General features: G+C 74.3%; 18 protein-coding genes. 6 read left to right on the forward strand and 12 right to left on the reverse strand.

What is annotated here, in order from left to right:
• Positions 1-301: 301 nt before the first annotated feature.
• Genes ACZ45Q_RS08000 through ACZ45Q_RS08020 form a run of 5 tightly spaced genes read right to left on the reverse strand, consistent with a single transcriptional unit; the run spans position 302 to position 5,754 of the window.
• Complete coding sequence (locus tag ACZ45Q_RS08000; protein ID WP_468256604.1) at positions 302-1,099, reverse strand: type III pantothenate kinase; 798 nt, start codon at positions 1,097-1,099, stop codon at positions 302-304.
• A gap of 11 nt (positions 1,100-1,110) precedes the next feature.
• Positions 1,111-2,082, reverse strand: a complete 972-nt coding sequence (gene nadC, locus ACZ45Q_RS08005; RefSeq protein ID WP_468257510.1) for a carboxylating nicotinate-nucleotide diphosphorylase — start codon at positions 2,080-2,082, stop codon at positions 1,111-1,113.
• A 5-nt stretch (positions 2,083-2,087) separates the two neighbouring features.
• Positions 2,088-3,812: an L-aspartate oxidase gene (locus ACZ45Q_RS08010; protein WP_468256606.1), complete on the reverse strand. Its 1,725-nt coding sequence runs from the start codon at positions 3,810-3,812 to the stop codon at positions 2,088-2,090.
• On the reverse strand, positions 3,809-4,801 hold the full coding sequence (panC, locus tag ACZ45Q_RS08015; RefSeq protein ID WP_468256608.1) for a pantoate--beta-alanine ligase: 993 nt from the start codon (positions 4,799-4,801) through the stop codon (positions 3,809-3,811). Before panC ends, ACZ45Q_RS08010 begins: the two co-directional genes overlap by 4 nt.
• Complete coding sequence (locus ACZ45Q_RS08020) at positions 4,798-5,754, reverse strand: Rossmann-like and DUF2520 domain-containing protein (RefSeq protein ID WP_468256610.1); 957 nt, start codon at positions 5,752-5,754, stop codon at positions 4,798-4,800. Before ACZ45Q_RS08020 ends, panC begins: the two co-directional genes overlap by 4 nt.
• Positions 5,755-6,032: 278 nt before the next feature.
• Between ACZ45Q_RS08020 and ACZ45Q_RS08025 the strand changes: the two genes are divergently transcribed.
• Positions 6,033-7,229, forward strand: coding sequence for a threonine aldolase family protein (locus ACZ45Q_RS08025; RefSeq protein ID WP_468256613.1), 1,197 nt, complete (start codon positions 6,033-6,035; stop codon positions 7,227-7,229).
• Here ACZ45Q_RS08025 and ACZ45Q_RS08030 read toward each other — a convergent pair.
• Positions 7,219-7,452 (reverse strand): hypothetical protein, encoded by a 234-nt coding sequence (locus ACZ45Q_RS08030; protein WP_468256616.1) that lies wholly within the window; start codon positions 7,450-7,452, stop codon positions 7,219-7,221. The genes ACZ45Q_RS08025 and ACZ45Q_RS08030 overlap by 11 nt on opposite strands.
• 265 nt (positions 7,453-7,717) lie before the next feature.
• Here ACZ45Q_RS08030 and ACZ45Q_RS08035 point away from each other — a divergent pair, with 265 nt between their 5' ends.
• Positions 7,718-8,824, forward strand: a complete 1,107-nt coding sequence (locus ACZ45Q_RS08035) for a DUF5937 family protein (protein ID WP_468256618.1) — start codon at positions 7,718-7,720, stop codon at positions 8,822-8,824.
• A gap of 55 nt (positions 8,825-8,879) precedes the next feature.
• Here ACZ45Q_RS08035 and ACZ45Q_RS08040 read toward each other — a convergent pair whose 3' ends face one another.
• The 3 genes from ACZ45Q_RS08040 to ACZ45Q_RS08050 form a co-directional block, all read right to left on the reverse strand.
• A complete protein-coding gene (locus ACZ45Q_RS08040) occupies positions 8,880-9,512 on the reverse strand; it encodes an AAA family ATPase (RefSeq protein ID WP_468256621.1) in 633 nt (210 codons plus the stop codon).
• 97 nt (positions 9,513-9,609) lie between these two features.
• Entirely contained in the window at positions 9,610-10,281 is a 672-nt protein-coding gene (locus ACZ45Q_RS08045) for a response regulator transcription factor (protein ID WP_468256624.1), read from the reverse strand.
• 77 nt (positions 10,282-10,358) lie between these two features.
• Positions 10,359-11,561 (reverse strand): sensor histidine kinase, encoded by a 1,203-nt coding sequence (locus tag ACZ45Q_RS08050; RefSeq protein WP_468256627.1) that lies wholly within the window; start codon positions 11,559-11,561, stop codon positions 10,359-10,361.
• Between the two features lie 253 nt (positions 11,562-11,814).
• Here ACZ45Q_RS08050 and ACZ45Q_RS08055 point away from each other — a divergent pair, with 253 nt between their 5' ends.
• Positions 11,815-13,065 (forward strand): SAM-dependent methyltransferase, encoded by a 1,251-nt coding sequence (locus tag ACZ45Q_RS08055; RefSeq protein WP_468256630.1) that lies wholly within the window; start codon positions 11,815-11,817, stop codon positions 13,063-13,065.
• On the opposite strand, the gene ACZ45Q_RS08060 is transcribed toward ACZ45Q_RS08055, so the two are convergent.
• Positions 13,030-14,181 (reverse strand): NADH-quinone oxidoreductase subunit D, encoded by a 1,152-nt coding sequence (locus ACZ45Q_RS08060; RefSeq protein WP_468256632.1) that lies wholly within the window; start codon positions 14,179-14,181, stop codon positions 13,030-13,032. The genes ACZ45Q_RS08055 and ACZ45Q_RS08060 overlap by 36 nt on opposite strands.
• Before the next feature lie 31 nt (positions 14,182-14,212).
• On the opposite strand from ACZ45Q_RS08060, the gene ACZ45Q_RS08065 reads away from it, so the two are divergent.
• Together ACZ45Q_RS08065 and ACZ45Q_RS08070 are read left to right on the forward strand one after the other, a co-directional pair.
• Complete coding sequence (locus ACZ45Q_RS08065; RefSeq protein ID WP_468256635.1) at positions 14,213-14,833, forward strand: PH domain-containing protein; 621 nt, start codon at positions 14,213-14,215, stop codon at positions 14,831-14,833.
• 2 nt (positions 14,834-14,835) lie between these two features.
• The gene (locus ACZ45Q_RS08070) at positions 14,836-16,170 is read left to right on the forward strand and encodes a PH domain-containing protein (RefSeq protein WP_468256638.1); all 1,335 of its coding nucleotides are present in this window, start codon (positions 14,836-14,838) and stop codon (positions 16,168-16,170) included.
• Between the two features lie 154 nt (positions 16,171-16,324).
• Here the strand turns inward: ACZ45Q_RS08070 and ACZ45Q_RS08075 are convergent, their stop codons facing one another.
• Together ACZ45Q_RS08075 and ACZ45Q_RS08080 are read right to left on the reverse strand one after the other, a co-directional pair.
• The gene (locus tag ACZ45Q_RS08075) at positions 16,325-17,884 is read right to left on the reverse strand and encodes a hypothetical protein (RefSeq protein WP_468256641.1); all 1,560 of its coding nucleotides are present in this window, start codon (positions 17,882-17,884) and stop codon (positions 16,325-16,327) included.
• A gap of 221 nt (positions 17,885-18,105) precedes the next feature.
• Positions 18,106-19,242 carry an alpha/beta hydrolase gene (locus ACZ45Q_RS08080; RefSeq protein ID WP_468256644.1) on the reverse strand — a complete coding sequence of 379 codons (1,137 nt, stop codon included), beginning with the start codon at positions 19,240-19,242 and terminating at the stop codon, positions 18,106-18,108.
• Between the two features lie 186 nt (positions 19,243-19,428).
• On the opposite strand from ACZ45Q_RS08080, the gene ACZ45Q_RS08085 reads away from it, so the two are divergent.
• Positions 19,429-21,282, forward strand: coding sequence for a phosphatidylglycerol lysyltransferase domain-containing protein (locus ACZ45Q_RS08085; protein WP_468256646.1), 1,854 nt, complete (start codon positions 19,429-19,431; stop codon positions 21,280-21,282).
• Positions 21,283-21,333: the final 51 nt, after the last annotated feature.

Below are 21,333 nucleotides of genomic sequence, written 5' to 3' on the forward strand. Positions count from 1 at the left end.
GTGGGAAAGTGGGCCGATGGGAAGTTCCCTTGTTTGACGGAAAAACCCTTGCGGGGGGGCCCCCCCCCCCCCCCCCCCCCCCCCCCGACACAACCCCTCCCCGCCGTGCGCGTCTGCGGGTAGCGCTCCGGCCCGTGCCTGGTTGCGCACCGCGGCCGGCTGCCGCAATCCGCGGGCAGTCGTGCCGCTGGGGCGGCACGGGTGGGCGCTGGGGGTGCCCCCTCTGGGGGAGGCACCCCGCTCCGCCGGGCCGCGCAACACCCCCACGCCAGCCACAACGCGGGGGTCAGGGAAGCGCCGGTCAGAGGCGGGACGCGTTGCGTTCGTAGACCAGGCGGAGGCCGATCAGCGTCAGCCACGGTTCGTGTTCGTCGATGACCGAGGACTCGCCCAGCACCATCGGCGCCAGCCCGCCCGTCGCGATGACCGTCACGTCGTCCGGGTCGTCCGCCAGCTCGCGGGCCATGCGGCTCACCACGCCGTCGACCTGGCCGGCGAAACCGTAGACGATGCCCGACTGCATCGCCTCCACCGTGTTCTTGCCGATCACGCTGCGCGGGCGGGCGACCTCGATCTTGCGCAGCTGCGCCGCCTTGACGCCCAGGGCCTCGACCGAGATCTCGATACCGGGGGCGATGACCCCGCCGACGTACTCCCCGCGCGCGCTCACCGCGTCGAACGTCGTCGCCGTGCCGAAGTCGACGACGATCGCCGGGCCGCCGTAGAGCTCGTTCGCCGCCAACGCGTTGATGATGCGGTCGGCGCCGACCTCCTTGGGGTTGTCGAACTGGATCGGGACGCCCGTCTTGACGCCCGGTTCGACGAGGACGGCCGGGACGTCGCCGTAGTAGCGGCGGGTGACCTCGCGCAGCTCGTGCAGGACCGAGGGGACCGTCGCGCAGATGGCGATGCCGTCGATGCCGTCGCCCAGTTCGTCGCCGAGCAGCGGATGCATGCCCATCAGGCCCTGGAGGAGGACGGCCAGCTCGTCGGCCGTGCGGCGCGCGTCCGTGGAGATGCGCCAGTGCTCGACGATGTCGTCGCCGTCGAACAGGCCGAGGACGGTGTGGGTGTTGCCTACGTCGATCGTCAGCAGCATGGGTCGCTTCCCTACTCCGCCGCTCGCAGGTCCAGCCCGATGTCCAGAATGGGCGAGGAATGGGTCAGGGCGCCCACGGCCAGGTAGTCGACGCCCGTCGCGGCGTAGGCCTTGGCGTTGCCGAGGGTGAGGCGGCCGGAGGCCTCCAGGGCCGCGCGGCCGTCGACGAGGGCCACCGCCTCCTCGCACTCGCCCGGTGTGAAGTTGTCCAGCAGGATCAGATCGGCGCCCGCGTCCAGGACCTCGCGGAGCTGGTGCAGGGTGTCGACCTCGACCTCGATGGGCACGTCCGGGAAGCGGTCGCGGACCGCCTGGAAGGCCGCCGCGACACCGCCCGCGGCGACCACGTGGTTGTCCTTGACCAGGGCCGCGTCCGAGAGGGACATGCGGTGGTTGACGCCGCCGCCGCAGCGGACCGCGTACTTCTCCAGGCTGCGCAGGCCGGGCGTGGTCTTGCGGGTGTCGCGGACGCGGGCCCTGGTGCCCTCCAGGGCGTCCGCCCACGCGCGCGTGGCCGTGGCGATGCCCGACAGGCGGCACAGGATGTTCAGGGCGCTGCGCTCGGCGGTGAGGAGGTCGCGGGTGCGGGAGGTCACGGAGAGGAGCCTCTGGCCGGGTTCCACGCGGTCGCCGTCCTCGACGTGGCGTTCGACCTCGAACTCGTCCGTGCAGACCACCGACAGGACCGCCTCGGCGACCCGCAGCCCCGCGACCACGCCGGCCTCGCGGGCCGTGAAGTCGGCCGTGGCCACCGCGTCCTCGGGGATCGTCGCGACCGTCGTCACGTCCACGCCGCCCGCCAGGTCCTCCTGGACGGCGACGTTGGCGAGGTCCTCGACCTCCACGGGGTCGAGGCCGGCCTCCGCCAGGAGCTGGGCGAGCGCGGGGTCGAGGCCGCACTCCAGGTATTCCTCGCCGGCCTCGCAGGCGCAGCCGTCGCCGCAGCCTCCGTCGGAGGCGAGGGGAAGGTCGGGGGTGGTCACGTCGGTCACTGCTCCTGGGGGCTTGGCGTCGGCTGTGCGGTCGGGGGAAATTCTGCGGTTTCCGTGGTGTGCACGGCGAGGGTGCGGTCGGGGTTCAGGCGTACGACGATATGGCGGCGCCAGGCCGTGTCGTCACGGTCCGGGCGGTCCTCGCGCCAGTGGCAGCCGCGGGTCTCGTCGCGGAGCGCGGCGGCGGCGACGAGGACGCGGGCCACGCACAGCAGGTTGGTGGCCTCCCAGGTGTCGACGCCCGGCTCGGCCGTCTTGCCGTTCTCGTCGAGGGCCTCGCGGGCCTGGCTGTGCAGCCGCTGGAGCTGTTCGGCGGCCCGGGCGAGGGAGTCCGCGGAACGGAGGACGCCGGCGCCCTCCGTCATGATCCGCTGGACGGCGAAGCGGGTCTCGGCGGGCAGCAGCGGGTGCCCCGGGGTCTCCGGGTGCGGGGCGGTGTCCGGCACGCGCGCGTGGAGGGTGCCGTCGGCCTTGCCCGCCGCGATGTCGGCGGCGATGCGCTCGGCGTAGACCAGGCCCTCGAGGAGGGAGTTGGAAGCCAGGCGGTTGGCGCCGTGCACGCCCGTGCAGGCGACCTCGCCGCACGCGTACAGGCCGGGCACCGTGGTGCGGCCGCGGGAGTCCGTGCGGACGCCGCCGGAGGCGTAGTGCGCGGCCGGGGCGATCGGGACGGGCTCGGTGACCGGGTCGATGCCGTTGGCCCGGCAGGCGGCGAGGATCGTCGGGAAGCGGTGCTCCCACATGTCGGCGCCGAAGTGCCGGGCGTCGAGGTACATGTGCTCGGCGTCCCGCTCCTGCATGCGCCGCATGATGCCCTTGGCGACGATGTCCCGGGGGGCGAGCTCGGCCAGTTCGTGCCGCCCCTGCATGAAGCGCACGCCGTCGGCGTCCACCAGGTGGGCGCCCTCCCCGCGCACCGCCTCCGAGACCAGGGGCTGCTGGCCCTCCGCGTCGGTGCCGAGGAACAGCACCGTGGGGTGGAACTGGACGAACTCCAGGTCGCTCACCTCGGCACCCGCGCGCAGGGCGAGGGCGACGCCGTCGCCGGTGGAGACGGACGGGTTCGTCGTCGCCGAGAAGACCTGGCCCATGCCGCCGGTCGCCAGGACCACGGCGGGTGCGTGCACGGCCCCCACGCCGTCGTGCTGACCCTCGCCCATGACGTGCAGGCTGACCCCGGCGGTACGGCCCTCGGCGTCGGCGAGCAGATCGAGGACCAGGGCGTTCTCGATGGTCCTGATGCCACGCGCGCGTACCGCCTCGACCAGCGCCCGGGAGATCTCCGCGCCCGTGGCGTCGCCGCCCGCGTGGGCGATGCGGCGGCGGTGGTGGCCGCCCTCGCGGGTCAGTTCGAGGCCGCCCTCGGCCGACTCGTCGAAGTGGGCGCCCGTGGCGATCAGGCGGCGTACGGCGTCGGGGCCCTCGGTGACGAGGATGCGGACCGCGTCCTCGTCGCACAGGCCGGCGCCGGCGACCAGCGTGTCGTCCAGGTGCTGCTCGGGGGTGTCGCCCTCGCCGAGGGCGGCGGCGATGCCGCCCTGAGCCCAGCGGGTGGAGCCGTCGTCCAGGCGGGCCTTGGTGACGACGACGGTGTGCAGCCCGGCGGCCTGGCAGCGCAGGGCGGCGGTGAGGCCGGCGACGCCGGAGCCGACGACGACCACGTCCGCGTCGATGGCCCAGCCGGGCGCGGGGGCGTGCAGTCGTATGCCTGTGCTGGTCACGAGGCGGCTCCGAAGGTGAGGGGGATGTTGTCGATCAGCCGGGTCGAGCCGACGCGGGCCGCGACGGCGAGGACGGCGTCGCCGGTGAAGTCGTCCCCGATCTCGGTGAAGTCGGCGGGGTCCACCAGGGCCAGGTAGTCCAGCTCCAGGGGCGGGCTGAGGCGGGCGGCCTCGTCCAGGACCAGACGGGCGGCGGCGCGGACGGCCGCCGGGCCGCCGGGGACCGCCTTGCTGACGGCGTGCGCGTCGGCCGCGGCGCGGGACTCGCCGAGCGCGCTGAGCGCCTCGGCACGCGCGCGCGTGGCGGGCACTTCGCGGGCCCGGGCCCGCAGCGCCTCCTGTGCGGCGTGCCGGTCGAGGCCCGCGAACAGCGCCTGGGACAGGGCGAGCGCGGTGCGCCGCTCCTCGGGGGAGAGGTACCGGTTGCGGCTGGAGAGGGCCAGGCCGTCGTCCTCGCGGACGGTGGGGACGCCGACGATCTCCACGCCGAAGTTCAGATCGCGCACCATGCGGCGGATGAGCGCGAGCTGCTGGGCGTCCTTCTGGCCGTACAGGGCGACGTCGGGGCGGGTGAGGTGCAGCAGCTTGGCGACGACCGTGAGCATGCCGTCGAAGTGGCCGGGGCGGGATGCGCCCTCCAGGCGCTCCCCCATGGGGCCCGCGGTGATGCGGACCTGGGGTTCGCCGCCCGGGTAGACCTCCTCCACGGAGGGCGCGAAGACGGCGTCCGCGCCGGACTCGGCGGCGATCTTGACGTCGGCGTCCAGGGTGCGCGGGTAGCGGTCGAGGTCCTCGCCCGCGCCGAACTGGAGCGGGTTGACGAAGACGGTGACGACGACCTCGCCGTCGGGGCCGGCGATCGAGCGGGCCGTGCGGACCAGCGTCGCGTGGCCCTCGTGCAGGGCGCCCATCGTCATCACGACGGCCCTGCGGCCGTGCCGCACGCGCGCGTGCAGCTCGTCGGCGGTGCGGAGCAGGGCGATGGTCATCGGACGTCTCCCTCGGTGCCGTCCGTCCCTTCCGGTCCGGCGCTGCCGTCCGTCCCGTCGGCGAGTACCCCGAGCAGGTCCTCGGCGAGTTCCGGCTTGAGCAGGCCGCCGGCGAGCGCCCGGTCGGCGGTCGCGCGGGCCATCGCCAGGTAGCCGGCGACGGTCTGCGGGGCGTGCGCGCGCAGTTCCTCGATGTGCGCGGCGACCGTGCCGGCGTCCCCGCGCGCGACGGGGCCGGTCAGCGCCGCGTCGCCGGAGCGCAGCGCGTTGTCCAGGGCGGCGCCCAGCAGCGGGCCGAGCATCCGGTCGGGGGCCGTCACCCCGGCCGTGCGCAGCAGCTCCATGGACTGGGCGACCAGGGTGACCAGGTGGTTGGCGCCGAGGGCGAGGGCCGCGTGGTACAGCGGGCGCCGGTCCTCGGCGACCCACTCCGGCTCGCCGCCCATCTCGATGACCAGGGCCTCGGCGGCCAGCCGCAGCTCCTCGGGGGCGGTGACGCCGAAGGAGCAGCCGGCCAGCCGCTGCACGTCGACGGGCGTGCCCGTGAACGTCATCGCCGGGTGCAGGGCCAGCGGCAGCGCGCCCGCGCGCAGGGCCGGGTCGAGGACCTTCGCGCCGTACCGCCCGGAGGTGTGCACGAGCAGCTGGCCCGGGCGGACCGCGCCGGTCTCGGCGAGCCCGGCGACCAGGCCCGGCAGGACGTCGTCGGGGACGGTCAGCAGCACCAGCTCGGCGCGCTGGAGGACCTCGGCGGGCGCCACCAGCGGCACGTCGGGGAGCAGCTCCGCGGCCCGGCGCCGGGAGACGTCGGAGACCCCGGAGGCGGCCACCGGGCGGTGCCCGGCGAGCTGGAGAGAGGCGGCCAGCGCCGGCCCGACGCGGCCGGTGCCGACGACACCGACGGTGAGCCGCGCGGGGCGGTCCTGGGGATCCGGCTGTGGGGTTGTGTTCACGCGAGGGCGGCCTTCCCGTTCCAGTCCGCTCGGGGTACCGGACGATTTCTCGTCATGTTAACGCGATTGGTCCGGAGGGCGTCCGGTCGTCCACAGGCTGTGGGCTACCGCACGCGCGCGCACGGAGAAGGTGACGCGCGCGTACGGAGACGGTGACTCGCGCGTCTCGCGCGCACGGAGACGGGCACGTGCGTGTACGGAGACGGCACTGCGCGCGTGCGGGACGGTACGGGGAAAAGCGGGTGTTCTCGCGCGGCGGCGCCCGGCATGATCGTCGCATGACTGACACGGCGGAGCGGGACGGCGTACCGAAGGAGCGAGAGACACAGGCGGAACGGTGGGCACGGCTGCGCGAGCGGCGCGTCGCCGCGGTCCGCGGCGCGCGGCGGGTGCTCAGCCGGTCCGGGGCCCGCGCCACGCTCCGGGAGCGCCTGGCCGTGCTCGACGACGCGGCGGGGCTGTACGACCTGGACGAGGCCGTCGACCTGTACGGCAACGGCGTCGTCGAGGCCCTGGAGGACCGGGTCGCCGCGCTGCTCGGCACCGAGGCCGCCGCCTTCTTCCCGACCGGCACCATGGCCCAGCAGGTCGCCCTGCGCTGCTGGGCGGGCCGCACCGGCAACCCGGTCGTCGCCCTGCACGCCCTGAGCCACCCCGAGGTGCACGAGCGGAACGCGTTCCGCGAGGTCAGCGGCCTGCGACCGGTGCGGGTGACCGATGCGCCACGTCTGCCGACCGCCGCGGAGGTCCGCGACTTCGACGAGCCCTTCGGTGCGCTGATGCTGGAACTGCCGCTCAGGGACGCCGGTTACGTGCTGCCCACCTGGGAGGAGCTCACCGAGGTGGTGGCGGCGGCGCGGGAGCGCGACGCGGTGGTGCACTTCGACGGGGCCCGGCTGTGGGAGACGACCCCGCACTTCGGCCGGCCGCTCGCGGAGATCGCGGGCCTGGCGGACAGCGTCTACGTGTCGTTCTACAAGTCGCTCGACGCGTTCGGCGGCGCCGCACTCGCCGGGCCGCGGACGCTGGTGGAGGAGGCGCGGGCCTGGCGGCACCGCTACGGCGGCCAGGTCTACCAGCAGTTCCCGACGGTCCTGTCCGCGCTGGCGGGGCTGGAGCGGGAGCTGCCCCGGCTGCCCGAGTACGTCGCCCACGCGCGCGTGGTCGCCCGGGCGCTGTCCGAGGGCCTCACGGCGGCCGGGGTGCCGTGGGCGGGAGTGCGGCCGGAGGTCCCGCACACCCACGAGTTCCAGGTCTGGCTGCCGTACGACGAGGACACGCTGACCGAGGTCGCGCTCACGCAGGCCGAGGAGACGGGGACGCTGTTGTTCGCCCGCGCGTGGGACCCCGTCGGCCCCGGGCTCGCGGCCACCGAGGTGACCGTGAGCGCCGCGGGCCTGGAGTGGACGGCCGACGACGTTCGGACGGCGGCCGCCGACTTCGCCTCCCGGCTGGCCGGGGAGGTCAGCAGGTAGGGCGCCGCCGTGCCGGCGGGGGCGCCGACGAGGCCAGCAGGCGGGCGAGCGCCGGGCGCAGCCGTCCGCGGGCCGGGCGGCCGGCGAGGACGGCACGGAAGCGGCGCCGGTCCCGCCACTCGCGCACGACCTGCCGGTCGTGCGTGCCGGGGGCCGGGGGGACGGGCTCGCCGAGCAGGCGGGCGCGGTGGACGGCGAGGATGTACTCCTGGGTGAGGCTCATGGCGGGTCGCCTTTCTCGGGACGTCGAGGGTGGAGGTGGACTCGGCGGCGCGGGGCGAGCGGGCGGGGACGGTTTCGGCGGGCTCGGCCTCCGTCGGGACCGGGTGCTCCTCGTTGCTTCCTCGCTGTTCTCCGTTGCTCGCCGTTGCGCTCCGTTGCGCTCCGTTGCTCCCAGGCTGCGTCGCCGGTCCCGGCCGCGTCGTGCCGATTGACCGCGGTCGTCAATCGACGGCGGCGTTGTCAGTGGCGGGGTGCACCATGAGGGCATGAGCGTGACCATCGACATCGCGGGGCTGCGGCCGGAGAGGGTCGCCTTCGTGCCCTCCCCCCTGGCCGAGCTCGGCATGGCGCTGCACGCGCTGTCCGAACCGGGGCACCATCCTGGACTGCAAGGCTGGGCGACGGGCGTGACGGCCCGGCTCGACTCGCATCTGGCCGACCGGATGTGCGAGGCCGACTTCCTGTGGCGGACGACGTTCTCGGACCTGTTTTTGCCGTTCGCCGGGGTCCCGGGCGGCGGCACCCTGCCGGGCGCCACCCTGGCCGAGGACCTGGACCTGCTCGACAAGCTCTCCGACGAGCAGTTCGTGGACGCCGCCCTGGAGTTCACCTGCGCCCTGCCGTACAGCACCGGCGGGCACTCCGCGCTCACGGACGCCGAGGCGCGCCGGCGCGCCCTGGAGCTGGCCGCGGCGCGCGGACCGCAGCAACTGCGCTTCAGCGAGCGGCTGCTGGCCGATCCGCCGCGTATCCGGGACTGGCTCAGGCAGTTCGCGCAGGACTGCGACGAGGCGTTCTTCGCGGAGGCCTGGTCCCGGCTGCGGCACCAGCTCGCGGCGGACGCCCGGCACAAGACGGAACTGCTGCGCCGCAAAGGCCTGGCGGAGGCGCTGGCCGCGGTGTCCCCGGCGGTGACCCTGGACGCGGACGCCGGGCGGATCACCGTCGACAAGCTGGGCGACGGCCGCTCGGCCACGGGCGACGGCGGCCTGCTGCTGGTGCCGACCAGCCTGGGCTGGCCGCACCTGATGGTCCTGCACCGGTACGGCTGGCAGCCGGTGCTGCACTACCCGGCCGGCTCCCCGGAGCTGTCCTCCCCCGCGTCCGTCGAGCAGCTCGGCCTGCGGATGACCGCGCTGTCCCATCCGGTGCGGATGCGGATCTGCCGTCATCTGGCGCGCAGCGCCTACACCACGAGCGAGCTGGCGCAGGCCCACGGCATGACGGCCCCGGAGATATCGAGGCACCTGGGCGTGCTGAAGAAGGCGGGCCTGATCACCACCCGCCGCCGCGGACGCTACGTCCTGCACCAGCTGGACGTGTCCGTGGTGGCCCGGCTGGGCAGCGACTTCCTGGAGGGCATACTCCGCTAGGCCGCCAGCCCGCAGGCCCGCAGGCCGGTTGCCCGGTAGGCGGTAGGCCGTTGCGTCAGTCGAGGCGGATGTGCTTCAGCCCCACCCGCGCCTGGCGCAGCCGGGTCCGCAGCGCGCCCTCCGTGTTGGGGCGCAGGGTGAGCCCGGCCAGGACGGCGATGCGGTCGGCGGTCTTGGGGACGGTGGTGCGGTCCGTCCACAGGTGCTCGGCGAACTCCGGCTCGCGCAGCCGCTCCAGGCAGTGGTCGAGCTGCCGGACGGCCCACGTGTCCCGGCGTGGACCGGCGTCCCTCCCGGTGACGTACCGCAGCAGCTGTCCGACGCTCCGCTCCCGCAGCCGCCGCAGCACGGTCTCCCGCTCGGCGAGGAGGGTGAAGTGGCGTACGTCGTGGCCCAGTTCGCGCAGCCGCCCGACCGTCTCGGCGAAGCAGCCGGAGTCGGTGACCGTCATGGGGGCGATGACCGGGCCGTCGTGCTTGGTCAGGGCCAGGTCGAGGACCTCCACGACACCCTGCCGCCAGGACACCAGATCCTGGAAGTCGCCGCGCAGGTCGGGGGGCAGCATGCGGCGCAGGCCGAAGCCCGCGTGCTCGGGATCGCAGATGACGCTGCCGGGCAGCCGGCGCTGTATCTCGTGTGCGGTCTGTGTCTTGCCGCCCCCGAAGGGGCCGTTGATCCACAGGAGCATGCGCCGCACCCTACCGACGGCGCGCCGCCCGCGGGGGCCGGTCGAACGAGCCGGTCCGCCCTCGCCCGGCCGAGCGGCGGCCCGGCCGAGCGGCGGCTCAGCCGTGGCCGCCGGCCCGCACCAGCCCCGTCTCGTAGGCCAGCACCACCACCTGCACCCGGTCCCTGAGCCCCAGCTTGGTCAGGATGCGGCCCACGTGCGTCTTCACCGTCGCCTCCGACAGCACCAGCCGCGCCGCGATCTCACCGTTGGACAGTCCCTGCGCGACCAGCACCATCACCTCCCGTTCCCGCTCGGTCAGCCGCTTCAGCTCCTGGTGCTGGGGCTCCTTGCCGCCGCCCGGCAGCATCGGCGCGAAGCGGTCGAGCAGGCGGCGGGTGGTGGAGGGGGCGACCACCGCGTCGCCGCTGTGCACCGAGCGGATGGCGGCGAGCAGCTCAGCGGGCGGCACGTCCTTGAGCATGAAGCCCGAGGCGCCCGCCTTCAGCGCGGAGAAGGCGTACTCGTCCAGGTCGAAGGTGGTCAGGATCAGCACCTTCGGCGCCTGGGGGTCCACGCAGATCCGGCGCGTGGCCTCCACCCCGTCCAGCTTGGGCATGCGCACGTCCATCAGGACCACGTCCACCTTGGTGGTCTCCAGCACCTGGAGCGCCTCGACACCGTCGCCCGCCTCCGCGACGACCTCCATGTCCGGCTGCGCGGCGAGCACCATCCGGAACCCGGTGCGCAGCAGCACCTGGTCGTCGACGAGCATCACGCGGATCGTCATGGGGGTCTCTTCCTTGTCGTTGTCGTAGAGGCGGGGTCGTCAGGGCGTTACAGGTGTCACCGGAGCGCGTACGGGAGTCAGTGCGCGGGTTTGAGCGGCAGCAGCGCGCTGATGCGGAATCCTCCGCCGGGGCGCGGGCCCGCGTCCAGGGTGCCGCCGACCATGCCGACCCGCTCCCGCATACCGATCAGGCCGTGTCCCCGGCCGTCGAGACCGCCCTCCTCGTACAGCTCGTGCGGCGCGCCCTTGCCGTCGTCCTCCACCAGCAGCCCGAGCCCGTCGTCGAAGTAGACCAGCCGCACGCTGGCGCCCGCGTTGGGCCCGCCGTGCTTGCGGGTGTTGGTCAGCGCCTCCTGCACGATGCGGTAGGCGGTCAGCTCCACGCCGCTGGGCAGCGGGCGCGGCGTGCCCTCGACCTTGAAGTCGACCGGCAGCCCGGAGCCCCGGCACTGCTCGACCAGGTCCTCGATCTGCTGGACGTCGGGCTGCGGGACGTACTCCCCGGACTCCTGGTGCTCGCCGGTGCGCAGCACGCCGAGCAGGCGGCGCATCTCGGCGAGGGCCTGGCGGCCGGTGGAGGAGATGGTCTCCAGGGCCTTCTTCGCCTGGTCGGGCGCGGTGTCCAGGACGAACGCGGCGCCGTCGGCCTGCACGACCATCACGGACACGTTGTGCGCGACGACGTCGTGCAGCTCACGCGCGATCCGGGCGCGCTCGGCGGCCACCGCCACCTTGGCCTGGGCCTCGCGTTCCTTCTCCAGCCGGGCGGCGCGCTCCTCCAGCTGCGCGAAGTAGGCGCGGCGGGTGCGGATGGAGTCGCCGAGCACCCAGGCCAGCGCGAACGGCACCGCCTGGAAGATCGTTATGGCGATGTTGCCGCCGACGCCCGTGTTCTCGTTGGGCCAGCGCAGCTGGGCGACGGGGGCCGCGCACAGGCCCATGGTCAGGGCGAGGCGGGAGGACCAGCGTGCGCCGGTCGCGGCCACGGTGTAGACGATCACCAGCAGGGCGAAGTCGGCGGGCATCGTCTGGACGTCCAGCACCAGCTGCCCCAGCCCCAGGGCGATGGCCAGCAGCAGCATCTTCTCCGGCATGCGCCGGCGCAGCGCGATGACCAGGCACAGCAGGACGGTGAACGGGATGAGCAGCGCCGGCGCGTCCGTCCCGGAGGCCTCCTGGGCGGGGCCCACGGAGAGCAGGGAGATCGCGAGCAGGACAAGCGCCCAGAAGGCGTCCACCCCGGTCGGGTGCCTGCGGAGGAAGTCGTAGAGGCGCTGCACGTAACCCAGAGTAGGGAAGCGGGATAGGTGCAGGGGTCAACCGGAGGGCCGATCCCGACCGGCCGCGCGTACTCCGCAAGGTGGAGGCTGCGTTCTTCTGTGCGCTTAGCCTGAGGTGATGCCGCCGAGGAAAGCGATGCCGGAGGGGCTGCCGGGGAAGCCGGGGAGACCGGAGAGTCCGGGGAAGCCGAGCGAACCGGAACGGCCGGGCCGCCCGGCGGAGCCGACGCAGCCGACGGAAGAAACGGGACCGATGGGATCGACGGAGCCGACGCAGCCGGCGGAACCGACGGCCGCGGGCGGTGGCGACGCCGGATGGCGGGGCTGGCGGGCGGCCGCGCAGGACGCCCTGTACGGGCCCGAGGGCTTCTACCGCGGCCCCGAGGGCCCGGCCGGGCACTTCCGTACGTCCGTCCACGCGTCGGCGCTGTTCGCCCGCGCGGTGGCGCGGCTGCTGTGCCGGGTCGACGCGGCCCTCGGGCGGCCCGCCCGGCTGGACTTCGTGGACATGGCGGCCGGACGGGGCGAGCTGGTCACGGGCGTCCTGGACGCGCTGCCCGCCGATGTCGCCGCACGCACCCGCGGCCACGCCGTGGAGGTCGCCGCCCGCCCCGTCGGCCTCGATCACCGGATCGAGTGGCTCGCCGAGCCGCCCCGGGGTGTCACGGGGCTGCTGTTCGCCAACGAGTGGCTGGACAACGTGCCGGTGGAGGTCGCCGAGGTGGACGCCGAGGGCGTCGCGCGGCGGGTGCTGGTGCGGGCGGACGGGACGGAGCGGCTCGGGGAGCCGGTCGGCGGCGCGGAGGCGGACTGGCTGGCGCGGTGGTGGCCGCTGCCGGCCGAGGAGGGGCTGCGCGCCGAGATCGGGCTGCCCCGGGACACCGCCTGGGCGTCCGCCGTGTCGGCGTTGGAGCGGGGGCTCGCCGTGGCCGTCGACTACGCGCATTCCCTGGACACCCGCCCGCTCTTCGGCACGCTGACCGGCTTCCGGGAGGGCAGGGAGACGGCTCCCGTGCCGGACGGTTCCCGGGACATCACCGCCCACGTGGCCCTCGACGCGTGCGCGGAGGCGGGAAGGGCAGCAGGAAGGGCATCGGAAAGGGCGGCAGGCAGGACAGCGGGCAGGACCACCACCGGAGGTTCCGTCGGAGGCCCAGCCGGACGACCCGCCGAAGACCCCACCGAGCGACCCACCGGACGCCCAGCCGACGGAACCACCGACAGGCCCGCGGCAGCGGATGCGCCCGCGTACGAGCCGTCCCGCGCGCTCCTGCTCCCCCAGCGCGACGCACTCCGTGCCCTGGGTCTCTCCGGCGCACGCCCCCCGCTGGCGCTGGCCTCCAGTGACCCCGCCGGATATGTGCGCGCCCTCGCGAGCGCCGGGGAGGCCGCCGAGCTGACCGCGCCCGGCGGACTCGGCGACTTCACCTGGCTGCTCCAGCCCGTCGGGCTGGACACCGGTGCCGGGCTACTTGTCGATGTCTCCGACCACGAAGAACATTGACCCGAGGATCGCCACCATGTCGGCGACCAGCGTCCCGGGCAGCAGCTCGGTCAGCGCCTGGATGTTGTTGTACGACGCCGAGCGCAGCTTCAGCCGGTACGGCGTCTTCTCCCCCTTGCTGACCAGGTAGTAGCCGTTGATGCCGAGGGGGTTCTCGGTCCAGGCGTAGGTGTGGCCCTCGGGCGCCTTGAGGACCTTCGGCAGGCGCTGGTTGATCGGCCCCGGCGGCAGCTCGGCGATACGGTCCAGGCAGGCGTCCGCCAGGTCGAGGGCGACGTGCGTCTGCTCCAGGAGGCACTCGAACCGGGCCAGGCAGTCGCCCTCGGACCGGGTGACGACCCTCAGGGTGTCCTGGAGCTCGGGGTACGCCAGGTAGGGCTCGTCCCGGCGCAGGTCGAAGTCGACGCCCGAGCCGCGGGCGATCGGGCCGCTGACGCCGTACGCGTGCATGGCCTGCGGCGTGAGGGTCCCCACGCCACGGGTGCGTCCCCGGAAGATCTCGTTGCCGAGCACCAGGTCGTCGAAGACGTCCATGCGCGAACGCACGGCCGAGACGGCCTCACGCGCGCGTGCCGTCCAGCCGGCCGGCAGGTCCTCCTTGAGGCCGCCGACGCGGTTGAACATGTAGTGCATACGTCCGCCGGAGACCTCCTCCATGACGTTCTGGAGCACCTCGCGCTCCCGGAACGCGTAGAAGACCGGCGTGATGCCGCCCAGCTCCAGCGGGTACGACCCCAGGAACATCAGGTGGTTGAGCACCCGGTTCAGCTCCGCCAGCAGCGTCCTCGTCCACACCGCGCGGGCGGGCACCTCCATGCCGAGCATGCGCTCGACGGCGAGGACCACACCCAGCTCGTTGGAGAACGCCGACAGCCAGTCGTGGCGGTTGGCCAGCACGATGATCTGGCGGTAGTCGCGCGCCTCGAAGAGTTTCTCCGCGCCCCGGTGCATATAACCGATCACGGGCTCCGCGCGCGTGATGCGCTCGCCGTCCAGGAGCAGCTTGAGCCGCAGCACGCCGTGCGTCGACGGGTGCTGGGGCCCGATGTTGAGCACCATGTCGGTGCTCTCCGCCGCGCCGCCGATACCGACCATGGTCTCCGTCGTAGGAGTCATGGACCCAGTCTCCCCTACGTACGCTGGCGTCATGGAGACGGGGAGCCCGGACGACCCGGGGACACGGACGGGGACGAACCCGGGGACGCCCGAGGGGACGCCCGAGGGGACGCACGCCGACGCGACAGCCACGACGGCCGCACCGGATGCGGCGGATGCAACGTATACGCCGGACGCGGCGAACGCGGGCGAGCCCGTGTGGACGGGACTGCCGCCAGGGCTGCTGCGGATGCGGCGGCTGTTGCTCGTGGTGTGGCTGGGGCTGCTCACGCTCGCCGTCGGACTGCCGCTCGGGCTGCTGGCCGGCCCCGCCTGGGCGGCGTTCGCCGTGCTGCCGCTCGCCCTGCTGGTCTGGGGCTGGGCGATGCTGGAGCGCAACTGGCGTTCCTGGCGGTACGCCGAGCGCTCCGACGACCTGCTGATCAGCCGCGGTGTGCTGTGGCGGCAGGAGACGGTGGTGCCGTACGGGCGCATGCAGCTGGTCGAGGTGACGTCGGGACCGGTCGAGCGGCACTTCGGGCTGGCCAGCGTGCAGCTGCACACGGCCGCCGCCGCGACCGACGCGACCATCCCCGGCCTGGACCCGGCCGAGGCGGAACGGCTGCGGGACCGGCTCACCGCGCTGGGCGAGGCCCGATCGGCGGGGCTGTGACCATGCCCGACGCCACGCCCCGCACCCCGCGGACGGACGCCGGGGTGACCGAGCGGCGGCTGCACCCGGTCACCCCCTTCCGCAGGGCGTGGGCGCCGATCGCCGTGGTGGTCGGCTGGGCCGTGCACGACCCCGACCAGGCGCACCGCCAGCTGACCAACCTGACCACCACCACCCTGCTGATCGGGCTGGCCGTGATCGTTCCGGCCGCCGCCCTGTACGGCTTCCTGACCTGGTGGTTCACCCACTTCGCGGTGACCGAGTCGGAGCTGCGCATCCGCACCGGCCTGCTGTTCCGGCGCACCGCGCACATCCGGCTCGAACGCCTCCAGGCCATCGACGTCACCCAGCCGCTGCTGGCGCGGGTGGCGGGGGTGGCCAAGCTGAGGCTCGACGTCATAGGCACCGACAAGAAGGACGAACTGGCCTTCCTCGGTGCCGACGAGGCACGGGCGCTGCGCGCGGAGCTGCTGGCGCGGGCGGCCGGTTTCGCGCCGGAGACCGCCCACGAGGTGGGCGAGGCGCCGGCCACGCGGCTGCTGCGGGTGCCGCCGGGGGTCCTCGCCGTCTCGCTGCTGCTGACCGGCGCGACCTGGGGCACGCTGGCCGGCGCCGTCGTCGTACCCACCGTGCTGTGGCTGGTCACCCACAACCTGTGGACGGTGCTCGCCACCGCCGTACCCCTGCTGGGCGCGGCGGGCGCCAGCAGCGTGGGACGGTTCGTCGGCGAGTACGACTGGACCGTGGCCGAGTCCGCGGACGGGCTGCGCGTCGACCACGGGCTGCTGGACCGGGCGCACGAGACCGTACCGCCTGGGCGGGTGCAGACCGTGCGGATCGTGGAGCCGCTGCTGTGGCGCCGGCGCGGCTGGGTCCGGGTCGAGCTGGACGTGGCCGGCTCGTCGAACTCCGTGCTGCTGCCCGTCGCACCGCGCGAGATGGCCGAGTCCGTCGTCGCGCGCGTGCTGCCCGGGGTGACCGTGCCGCCGCGCTCCGCGCTGTCCCTGCCGCCGCGCCGGGCCGCCCGGTGCACGCCGCTGTGGTGGCGCGGCTACGGGTTCGCGGTCACCGACGCGGTGTTCGCCGCCGGGTACGGGCTGCTCAAGCGGCGCCTGGCACTGGTGCCGCACGCCAAGGTGCAGAGCGTCCGGCTGGCCCAGGGGCCGTGGCAGCGGGCCAACCGGGTCGCCGACGTGCATGTGGACACGGGCGCCAACAAGACCGTGACGGCACGGCAGCGGGACCTCGGCGAGGCCACCCGGCTGCTGCGCGACCAGGCGGAACGGTCCCGCACGGGCCGCCGCGACGCCCGCCCGGACCGGTGGATGACGTCCTGACGGGCGGAGCCGGGCCCGGACGACGAAGCCGCAGGAACGGACCCGAGGGGCCCCGGACGACGAAGCCGCAGGAACGGGCCACAGGGGCCCCGGACGACGAAGCCGCGGGCACGGGTACGTCCGTGTCCGCGGCTCGGTGCCTGCGCCGGCCCCCTCAGGAAGCCGCGCTGCGCAGCCCCTCGACGTCGATCTGCTCCGTCTCGTCGTGGGCGGTCAGGTCGATCACCTGGCCCACCGCCCGGGACTCCTCGGAGGCCGGCTTGAACCCGGCCTCCGTCTCGGCCTTGTGCAGGGCGAGGGCCTCCTGGCCGACCACGTCGGCGAGGTCCTCGTTCTGGACGGCCTCCAGCGCGCTGCCGGACGCCCCGGGCTCGGCGGCGGGCGCCGGCTTGCTGTTGCCGAAGAAGTCGAAGCCCCCCTCGGTCACCGGCCGCCGGGGCGGCGCCGTGGGCGGTACGACGGCCACCGCCGTCGGCACGGTGAAGTGCCCGGAGGTCTGGCGGGTGGGCTCGGCGGGCCGCGGCGCGGTGGAGGCGGCGGCCGGCTGCCCGTGACCGTCGGCCGCCCGGTCCTGCCCCTGCGCCTCGTCCTCCCGCGCCGGCTCGGCCGCCGCCTCGGCGTCCTCACGGCGACCGCCGCCACCGCCGTCACCGTCGTCCCCGCCGTCACCGTCACCGCGCACCTCGGAACCGGCGTCCGAGTCACCGTGGACCTCGGCTCCGGCGTCCGAGTCGCCGCGGACCTCCGAACCGGCGCCGGCGTCACCACGGGCCTCGGCACGAGCCTCCGCCTCGCGGGCCTCGGCACCCACGCCACGGGCCTCGGCACCTGCCTCGCCGCCGACGCGTGCCTCGGAACCGCCCTCACCGTCACCGGCGGCCTCCGCACCGGCGTCCGCGTCCCCGGGCACCGCCCGGTCCAGGTCGAGCCGCGCGAGGGCCGTGCCGGCGCGCAGGAACAGCCGCGAGCCCTCGGGCGAGAACACCGCGGGCACCTCCGGCCGCTCCTCGGCGCCGTCCACGCCGTCGGTGCCGTCCACGTCGTCCACGTCGTCGGCGGCTTCCGCCCTCCCGGTGTCCGCCGCGCTCTTCTCGTCCGCCGCGGCCTTCGCCGCCCCGACGCCCTGCGGGCCCACGACGTCCCCGGCCGCCACGGCACCCGCTGGGGCCTGCGCGGCACCCGACGCGACCCGCGACGCATCCGCCGCCGTCTCCTCCACCGGCGCCGGCCGGCCCGAAGGCAGGGCCGGTGCCGGGGCCGTGGCCTCTATCTCCAGCAACCGGCGGCCCTCCAGGGCGCTCGCCCGTTCCGCCTCCGCCGTGGCGTACCGGCGCAGCAGGGCCGCGTGTTCGTTGCGCAGGCCCGCCAGTTCCGCCCGCTTGGCGCGCAGCCGCTGCTCCAGCTTCTTGCGCAGCTCGCGCGACTCCTCCAGGTCGGACTCCAGTTCGGCGACCCGCTCCTCGTACCGCCACTCGTCGCTCGCACGCGCGCGCGTGAGGTCGGCGACGCGCTTGCCCGCCTGGATGTCCCAGCGGCGCATGACGACCGCGCCGGCGACCGCGGTCACCGCCGCGGCGGCGGCCAGCGCGCGCAGCACCGCCGCCTCGCTGAACACCCAGGGGCCGAGGGCGCAGACGGCCGACACGCCAGCGATCGCCGACGGAGGAAGCAACCGGTGCAGAGGAGGGGAATGGCGATGACGTCCACGTGGCATGGCCAGAAACTTACCGCGCGTAGGCGTTTCTTGGCTCCCCGCCCCCGTAAAAACACAGCCATCCAGGAAGTGTTCACGAGCCATCAGCGAACGCCGGATGAATTGCCCCTTCGGATACTGCCGGACGCCCCCAGCGCATACCGCCGGACACTCCCGCGGATACCCGGCAGAGGCGCCTGGACACCCCACACAGCCCGGATACCGGGGTTACCCGGATCAGCTCAAGATCGTTTTCCCGGATCGCGGAGACGCCCGCCGAGCCACTCCAGCGCCGCCGGAATCTCCCGGCGCCAGGTATTGAAGTTGTGGCCGCCGCTTTCCAGAATGATCGACGAGATTCGGGTGCGTCCGGTTGCCTTCACCCGCTCGATGAACCGCAGCGTGTCCCGGTAGTTCGACTCGCCCGACCTGCTGCTGGTGACGAGCAGCGAAGTGTCCGGCGCGGGCTCGCGCTCGAGAGACGACCACAGGTCGGCGCGCTCGCGCAGTTCCGCGTCACCGTGAAAGAGATCCCCGGTGGTCGCGTCGATCGGCGCGTCGTAGTAGGCGGACAGGCCCGCACCGGCGGCGTACACCTCGGGATGGTGCAGGGCGAGCTTGAGTGCGCAGTAACCGCCCGTCGAATTGCCGATGACGCCCCAGCTGCCCGGCCCCCGCCCGACCCGGTAGTGACCGCTCACCGCCTCCGGCAGATCCTTGGCGAAGAACGACTCCGTCCGCGGCCCGCCCGGAACGTCCACGCACTCCGTGTCACGCGGCGGCGCGACCGTCGGCCGCAGCATCACCAGGATCGTCGGCGGCATCCGCCCGTCCCTCGCCAGCTCCAGCGCGGTGCGCGGATAGCGGAGCTTGTCCACCAGCGCGGCGGCCGTGCCGGGATACCCGGTCAGGACGACCGCCGCCGGGAACGCACGGGTGCGGTGGCGCGGCTGGAAGTACTCCGGCGGCAGGTAGACGAAGGCCGGCGTGGCGATGCGCGTCGAACGGCCCACCAGCTCGATCTCCTCGATCCGGCCGACGGACTCGGGACGGCCCCCGCCCGCGGCCGGCACCCGCCGGGCGTCCACCACCCGCAGCGGGCCCCGCGCACCGCCCGCCGCGTGGTCGACGACCACACCCCGGCCGGCCTCCCGGCCGAACAGGTCCGCCCAGCTCGCGTAGAACCCGAAGGACTGGTTCGCGGCCAGCCCCACCGCCGCGAAGAGCGCCGCCTGCGTGGCGAGCAACAGGCCGACGCGCCCGCCGACGGCCCGCCAGGACCGCCGGGCCAGCCGCGGCCACAGCCACACCGTGCCGATGAACAGCAGCACGGCGGACAGCACCGCCAGCGCCAGCACCTTGTTGCTCGTCAGACCCATCTCCCGCTTCCTGCCGCGCTTTCCGCCGCCATGACGAAGGGAGCCGTGGCGACGTGACCTTGACGAAGTGACCTTGCCGAAGGGGAGTGAACCTCTCCCTCCGAGACACCGTCCTAGAGGGCGCAATGTCGCCGGATGCCCGAATCGGCACCGGAACCACGATCTGACGCACAACCATGGGATGCGATGTCTGCCAGGACAGATGAGGAAATATCGGGTGGGGTTCCGAGGCCGGCGAGCCCGGGCGGCCGGAGCGGTGCGCCACGCCGCCTGCTGCGCGGCCCGCGCCCTCAGGCCGTACCCGCCCTCGTCGGCAGAGCCTGCGCCCTGGTCGGCCTGCTGGACATCGCCGCAGGCGTCTTCCCGCGCTTCCGGCACAGCCGGATGCACGCCCTCGCCGAGGTGCTGCCCGGTGCGCTCGGCCCCTTCGCCGCCGCCCTCTCGCTCAGCGCCGGCGTGCTGTTGCTGCTCCTCGCCCACGGCCTCAAACGCGGCAAGCGGCGGGCCTGGCGGGCCGGCGTGGCGCTGCTGCCGGCCGGCGCCGTGGCCCAGTTCGCCTACCGGCACTCCGTCGTCGGCGTCGTGATCTCCCTGGCGCTGCTGTGGGCGCTGCTGCGCCACCGCGACCAGTTCGCCGCGCTGCCCGACCCGCGCAGCCGCTGGCGGGCACTGGCCAACTTCGTCCTCATGGGCGCCGGTTCCCTGCTGCTCGGGCTGCTGGTCGTCAGCGCCCACCCGGACCGCATGATCGGCGACCCGAGCCTGGCCGACCGCCTCACCCACGTCCTGTACGGCCTGTTCGGCGTGGAGGGCCCGGTCGGCTACCGCGGTACGACCTCCTGGACGGTCGCCTTCTCCCTCGGCGCCCTCGGTCTGATCACCGCCGTCACCACCGTCTACCTGGCCTTCCGCCCCGAGCACCCGGCCGCCCGGCTGACCGAGGAGGACGAGGCACGGCTGCGCGCGCTGCTGGCCAGGCACGGCGGCCGCGACTCCCTCGGCCACTTCGCGCTGCGCCGCGACAAGGCCGTGGTCTTCTCCCCCAGCGGCAAGGCCGCCGTCACCTACCGCGTCGTCTCCGGGGTGATGCTGGCCAGCGGCGACCCGATCGGTGACGTCGAGGCCTGGCCCGGCGCCATCGAACGGTTCATGGACGTCGCCCGCGCGCACTCCTGGACCCCCGCCGTCATGGGCTGCTCCGAGACCGGCGGCGAGGTCTGGACCCGCGAGACCGGCCTCGACGCCCTCGAACTCGGCGACGAGGCGGTGGTGGACGTCGCGGATTTCTCCCTCACCGGCCGCCCGATGCGCAACGTGCGCCAGATGGTCAAGCGCATCGAGCGCGCCGGTTACCGCACCCGCGTACGACGCGTGGCTGACCTGGGACGGACCGAGCTGGACCGCATCCGCCGCGCCGCCGACGACTGGCGCGGCACCGACACCGAGCGCGGCTTCTCCATGGCGCTCGGCCGCATCGGCGACCCGGCCGACGGCGACTGCCTGGTCGCCACCGCCCACAAGCCCGACGCCGAGCCCGGCGAGCACGGCGATCTGAAGGCGGTCCTGCACTTCGTGCCGTGGGGCACCGACGGCGTCTCCCTCGACCTGATGCGCCGCGACCGGTCCGCCGACCCCGGCATGAACGAACTCCTGATCGTCGCGGCCCTCCAGGCGGCGCCGGCCCTCGGCATCGAGCGGGTCTCGCTGAACTTCGCCATGTTCCGCTCGGCCCTCGCGCGCGGAGAGAAGATCGGCGCCGGACCGGTGCTGCGGGCCTGGCGCGGGCTGCTGGTCTTCCTCTCCCGCTGGTTCCAGATCGAGTCCCTGTACAGGTTCAACGCCAAGTTCCGGCCCCGCTGGGAACCCCGCTTCGTCGTCTACCGCGCCTCCGCCGACCTGCCGCGCATCGGCCTGGCCGCCATGCAGGCCGAGGGCTTCCTCACCCTCTCCCCGCCGCTGCCGCGCTTCCTGCGCCGCCGGGCCGCCGGGCCGCGGCCCTGCCCGCACCGGGTGGCCGAGGGCGGCGTACGGGCCGCCTGAACCGAACGCCCGCGCGGGAGGGCGGCGGCCGGCTGGGCCTAGGCTGAACAC

Source organism: Streptomyces sp. NPDC031049 (genome assembly GCF_055571015.1).

Coding starts and splice junctions, on each gene's coding strand:
- ACZ45Q_RS08030 (WP_468256616.1), bottom strand. CDS start 7,452: ATGAGCCTCACCCAGGAGTACATCCTCGCCGTCCACCGCGCCCGCCTG.
- ACZ45Q_RS08085 (WP_468256646.1), top strand. CDS start 19,429: ATGTCTGCCAGGACAGATGAGGAAATATCGGGTGGGGTTCCGAGGCCG.
- ACZ45Q_RS08000 (WP_468256604.1), bottom strand. CDS start 1,099: ATGCTGCTGACGATCGACGTAGGCAACACCCACACCGTCCTCGGCCTG.
- ACZ45Q_RS08065 (WP_468256635.1), top strand. CDS start 14,213: ATGGAGACGGGGAGCCCGGACGACCCGGGGACACGGACGGGGACGAAC.
- ACZ45Q_RS08055 (WP_468256630.1), top strand. CDS start 11,815: ATGGGATCGACGGAGCCGACGCAGCCGGCGGAACCGACGGCCGCGGGC.
- ACZ45Q_RS08040 (WP_468256621.1), bottom strand. CDS start 9,512: ATGCTCCTGTGGATCAACGGCCCCTTCGGGGGCGGCAAGACACAGACC.
- ACZ45Q_RS08060 (WP_468256632.1), bottom strand. CDS start 14,181: ATGACTCCTACGACGGAGACCATGGTCGGTATCGGCGGCGCGGCGGAG.
- ACZ45Q_RS08070 (WP_468256638.1), top strand. CDS start 14,836: ATGCCCGACGCCACGCCCCGCACCCCGCGGACGGACGCCGGGGTGACC.
- panC (WP_468256608.1), bottom strand. CDS start 4,801: ATGACCATCGCCCTGCTCCGCACCGCCGACGAGCTGCACGCGCGCGTG.
- ACZ45Q_RS08045 (WP_468256624.1), bottom strand. CDS start 10,281: ATGACGATCCGCGTGATGCTCGTCGACGACCAGGTGCTGCTGCGCACC.
- ACZ45Q_RS08080 (WP_468256644.1), bottom strand. CDS start 19,242: ATGGGTCTGACGAGCAACAAGGTGCTGGCGCTGGCGGTGCTGTCCGCC.
- ACZ45Q_RS08075 (WP_468256641.1), bottom strand. CDS start 17,884: ATGCCACGTGGACGTCATCGCCATTCCCCTCCTCTGCACCGGTTGCTT.
- ACZ45Q_RS08025 (WP_468256613.1), top strand. CDS start 6,033: ATGACTGACACGGCGGAGCGGGACGGCGTACCGAAGGAGCGAGAGACA.
- ACZ45Q_RS08035 (WP_468256618.1), top strand. CDS start 7,718: ATGAGCGTGACCATCGACATCGCGGGGCTGCGGCCGGAGAGGGTCGCC.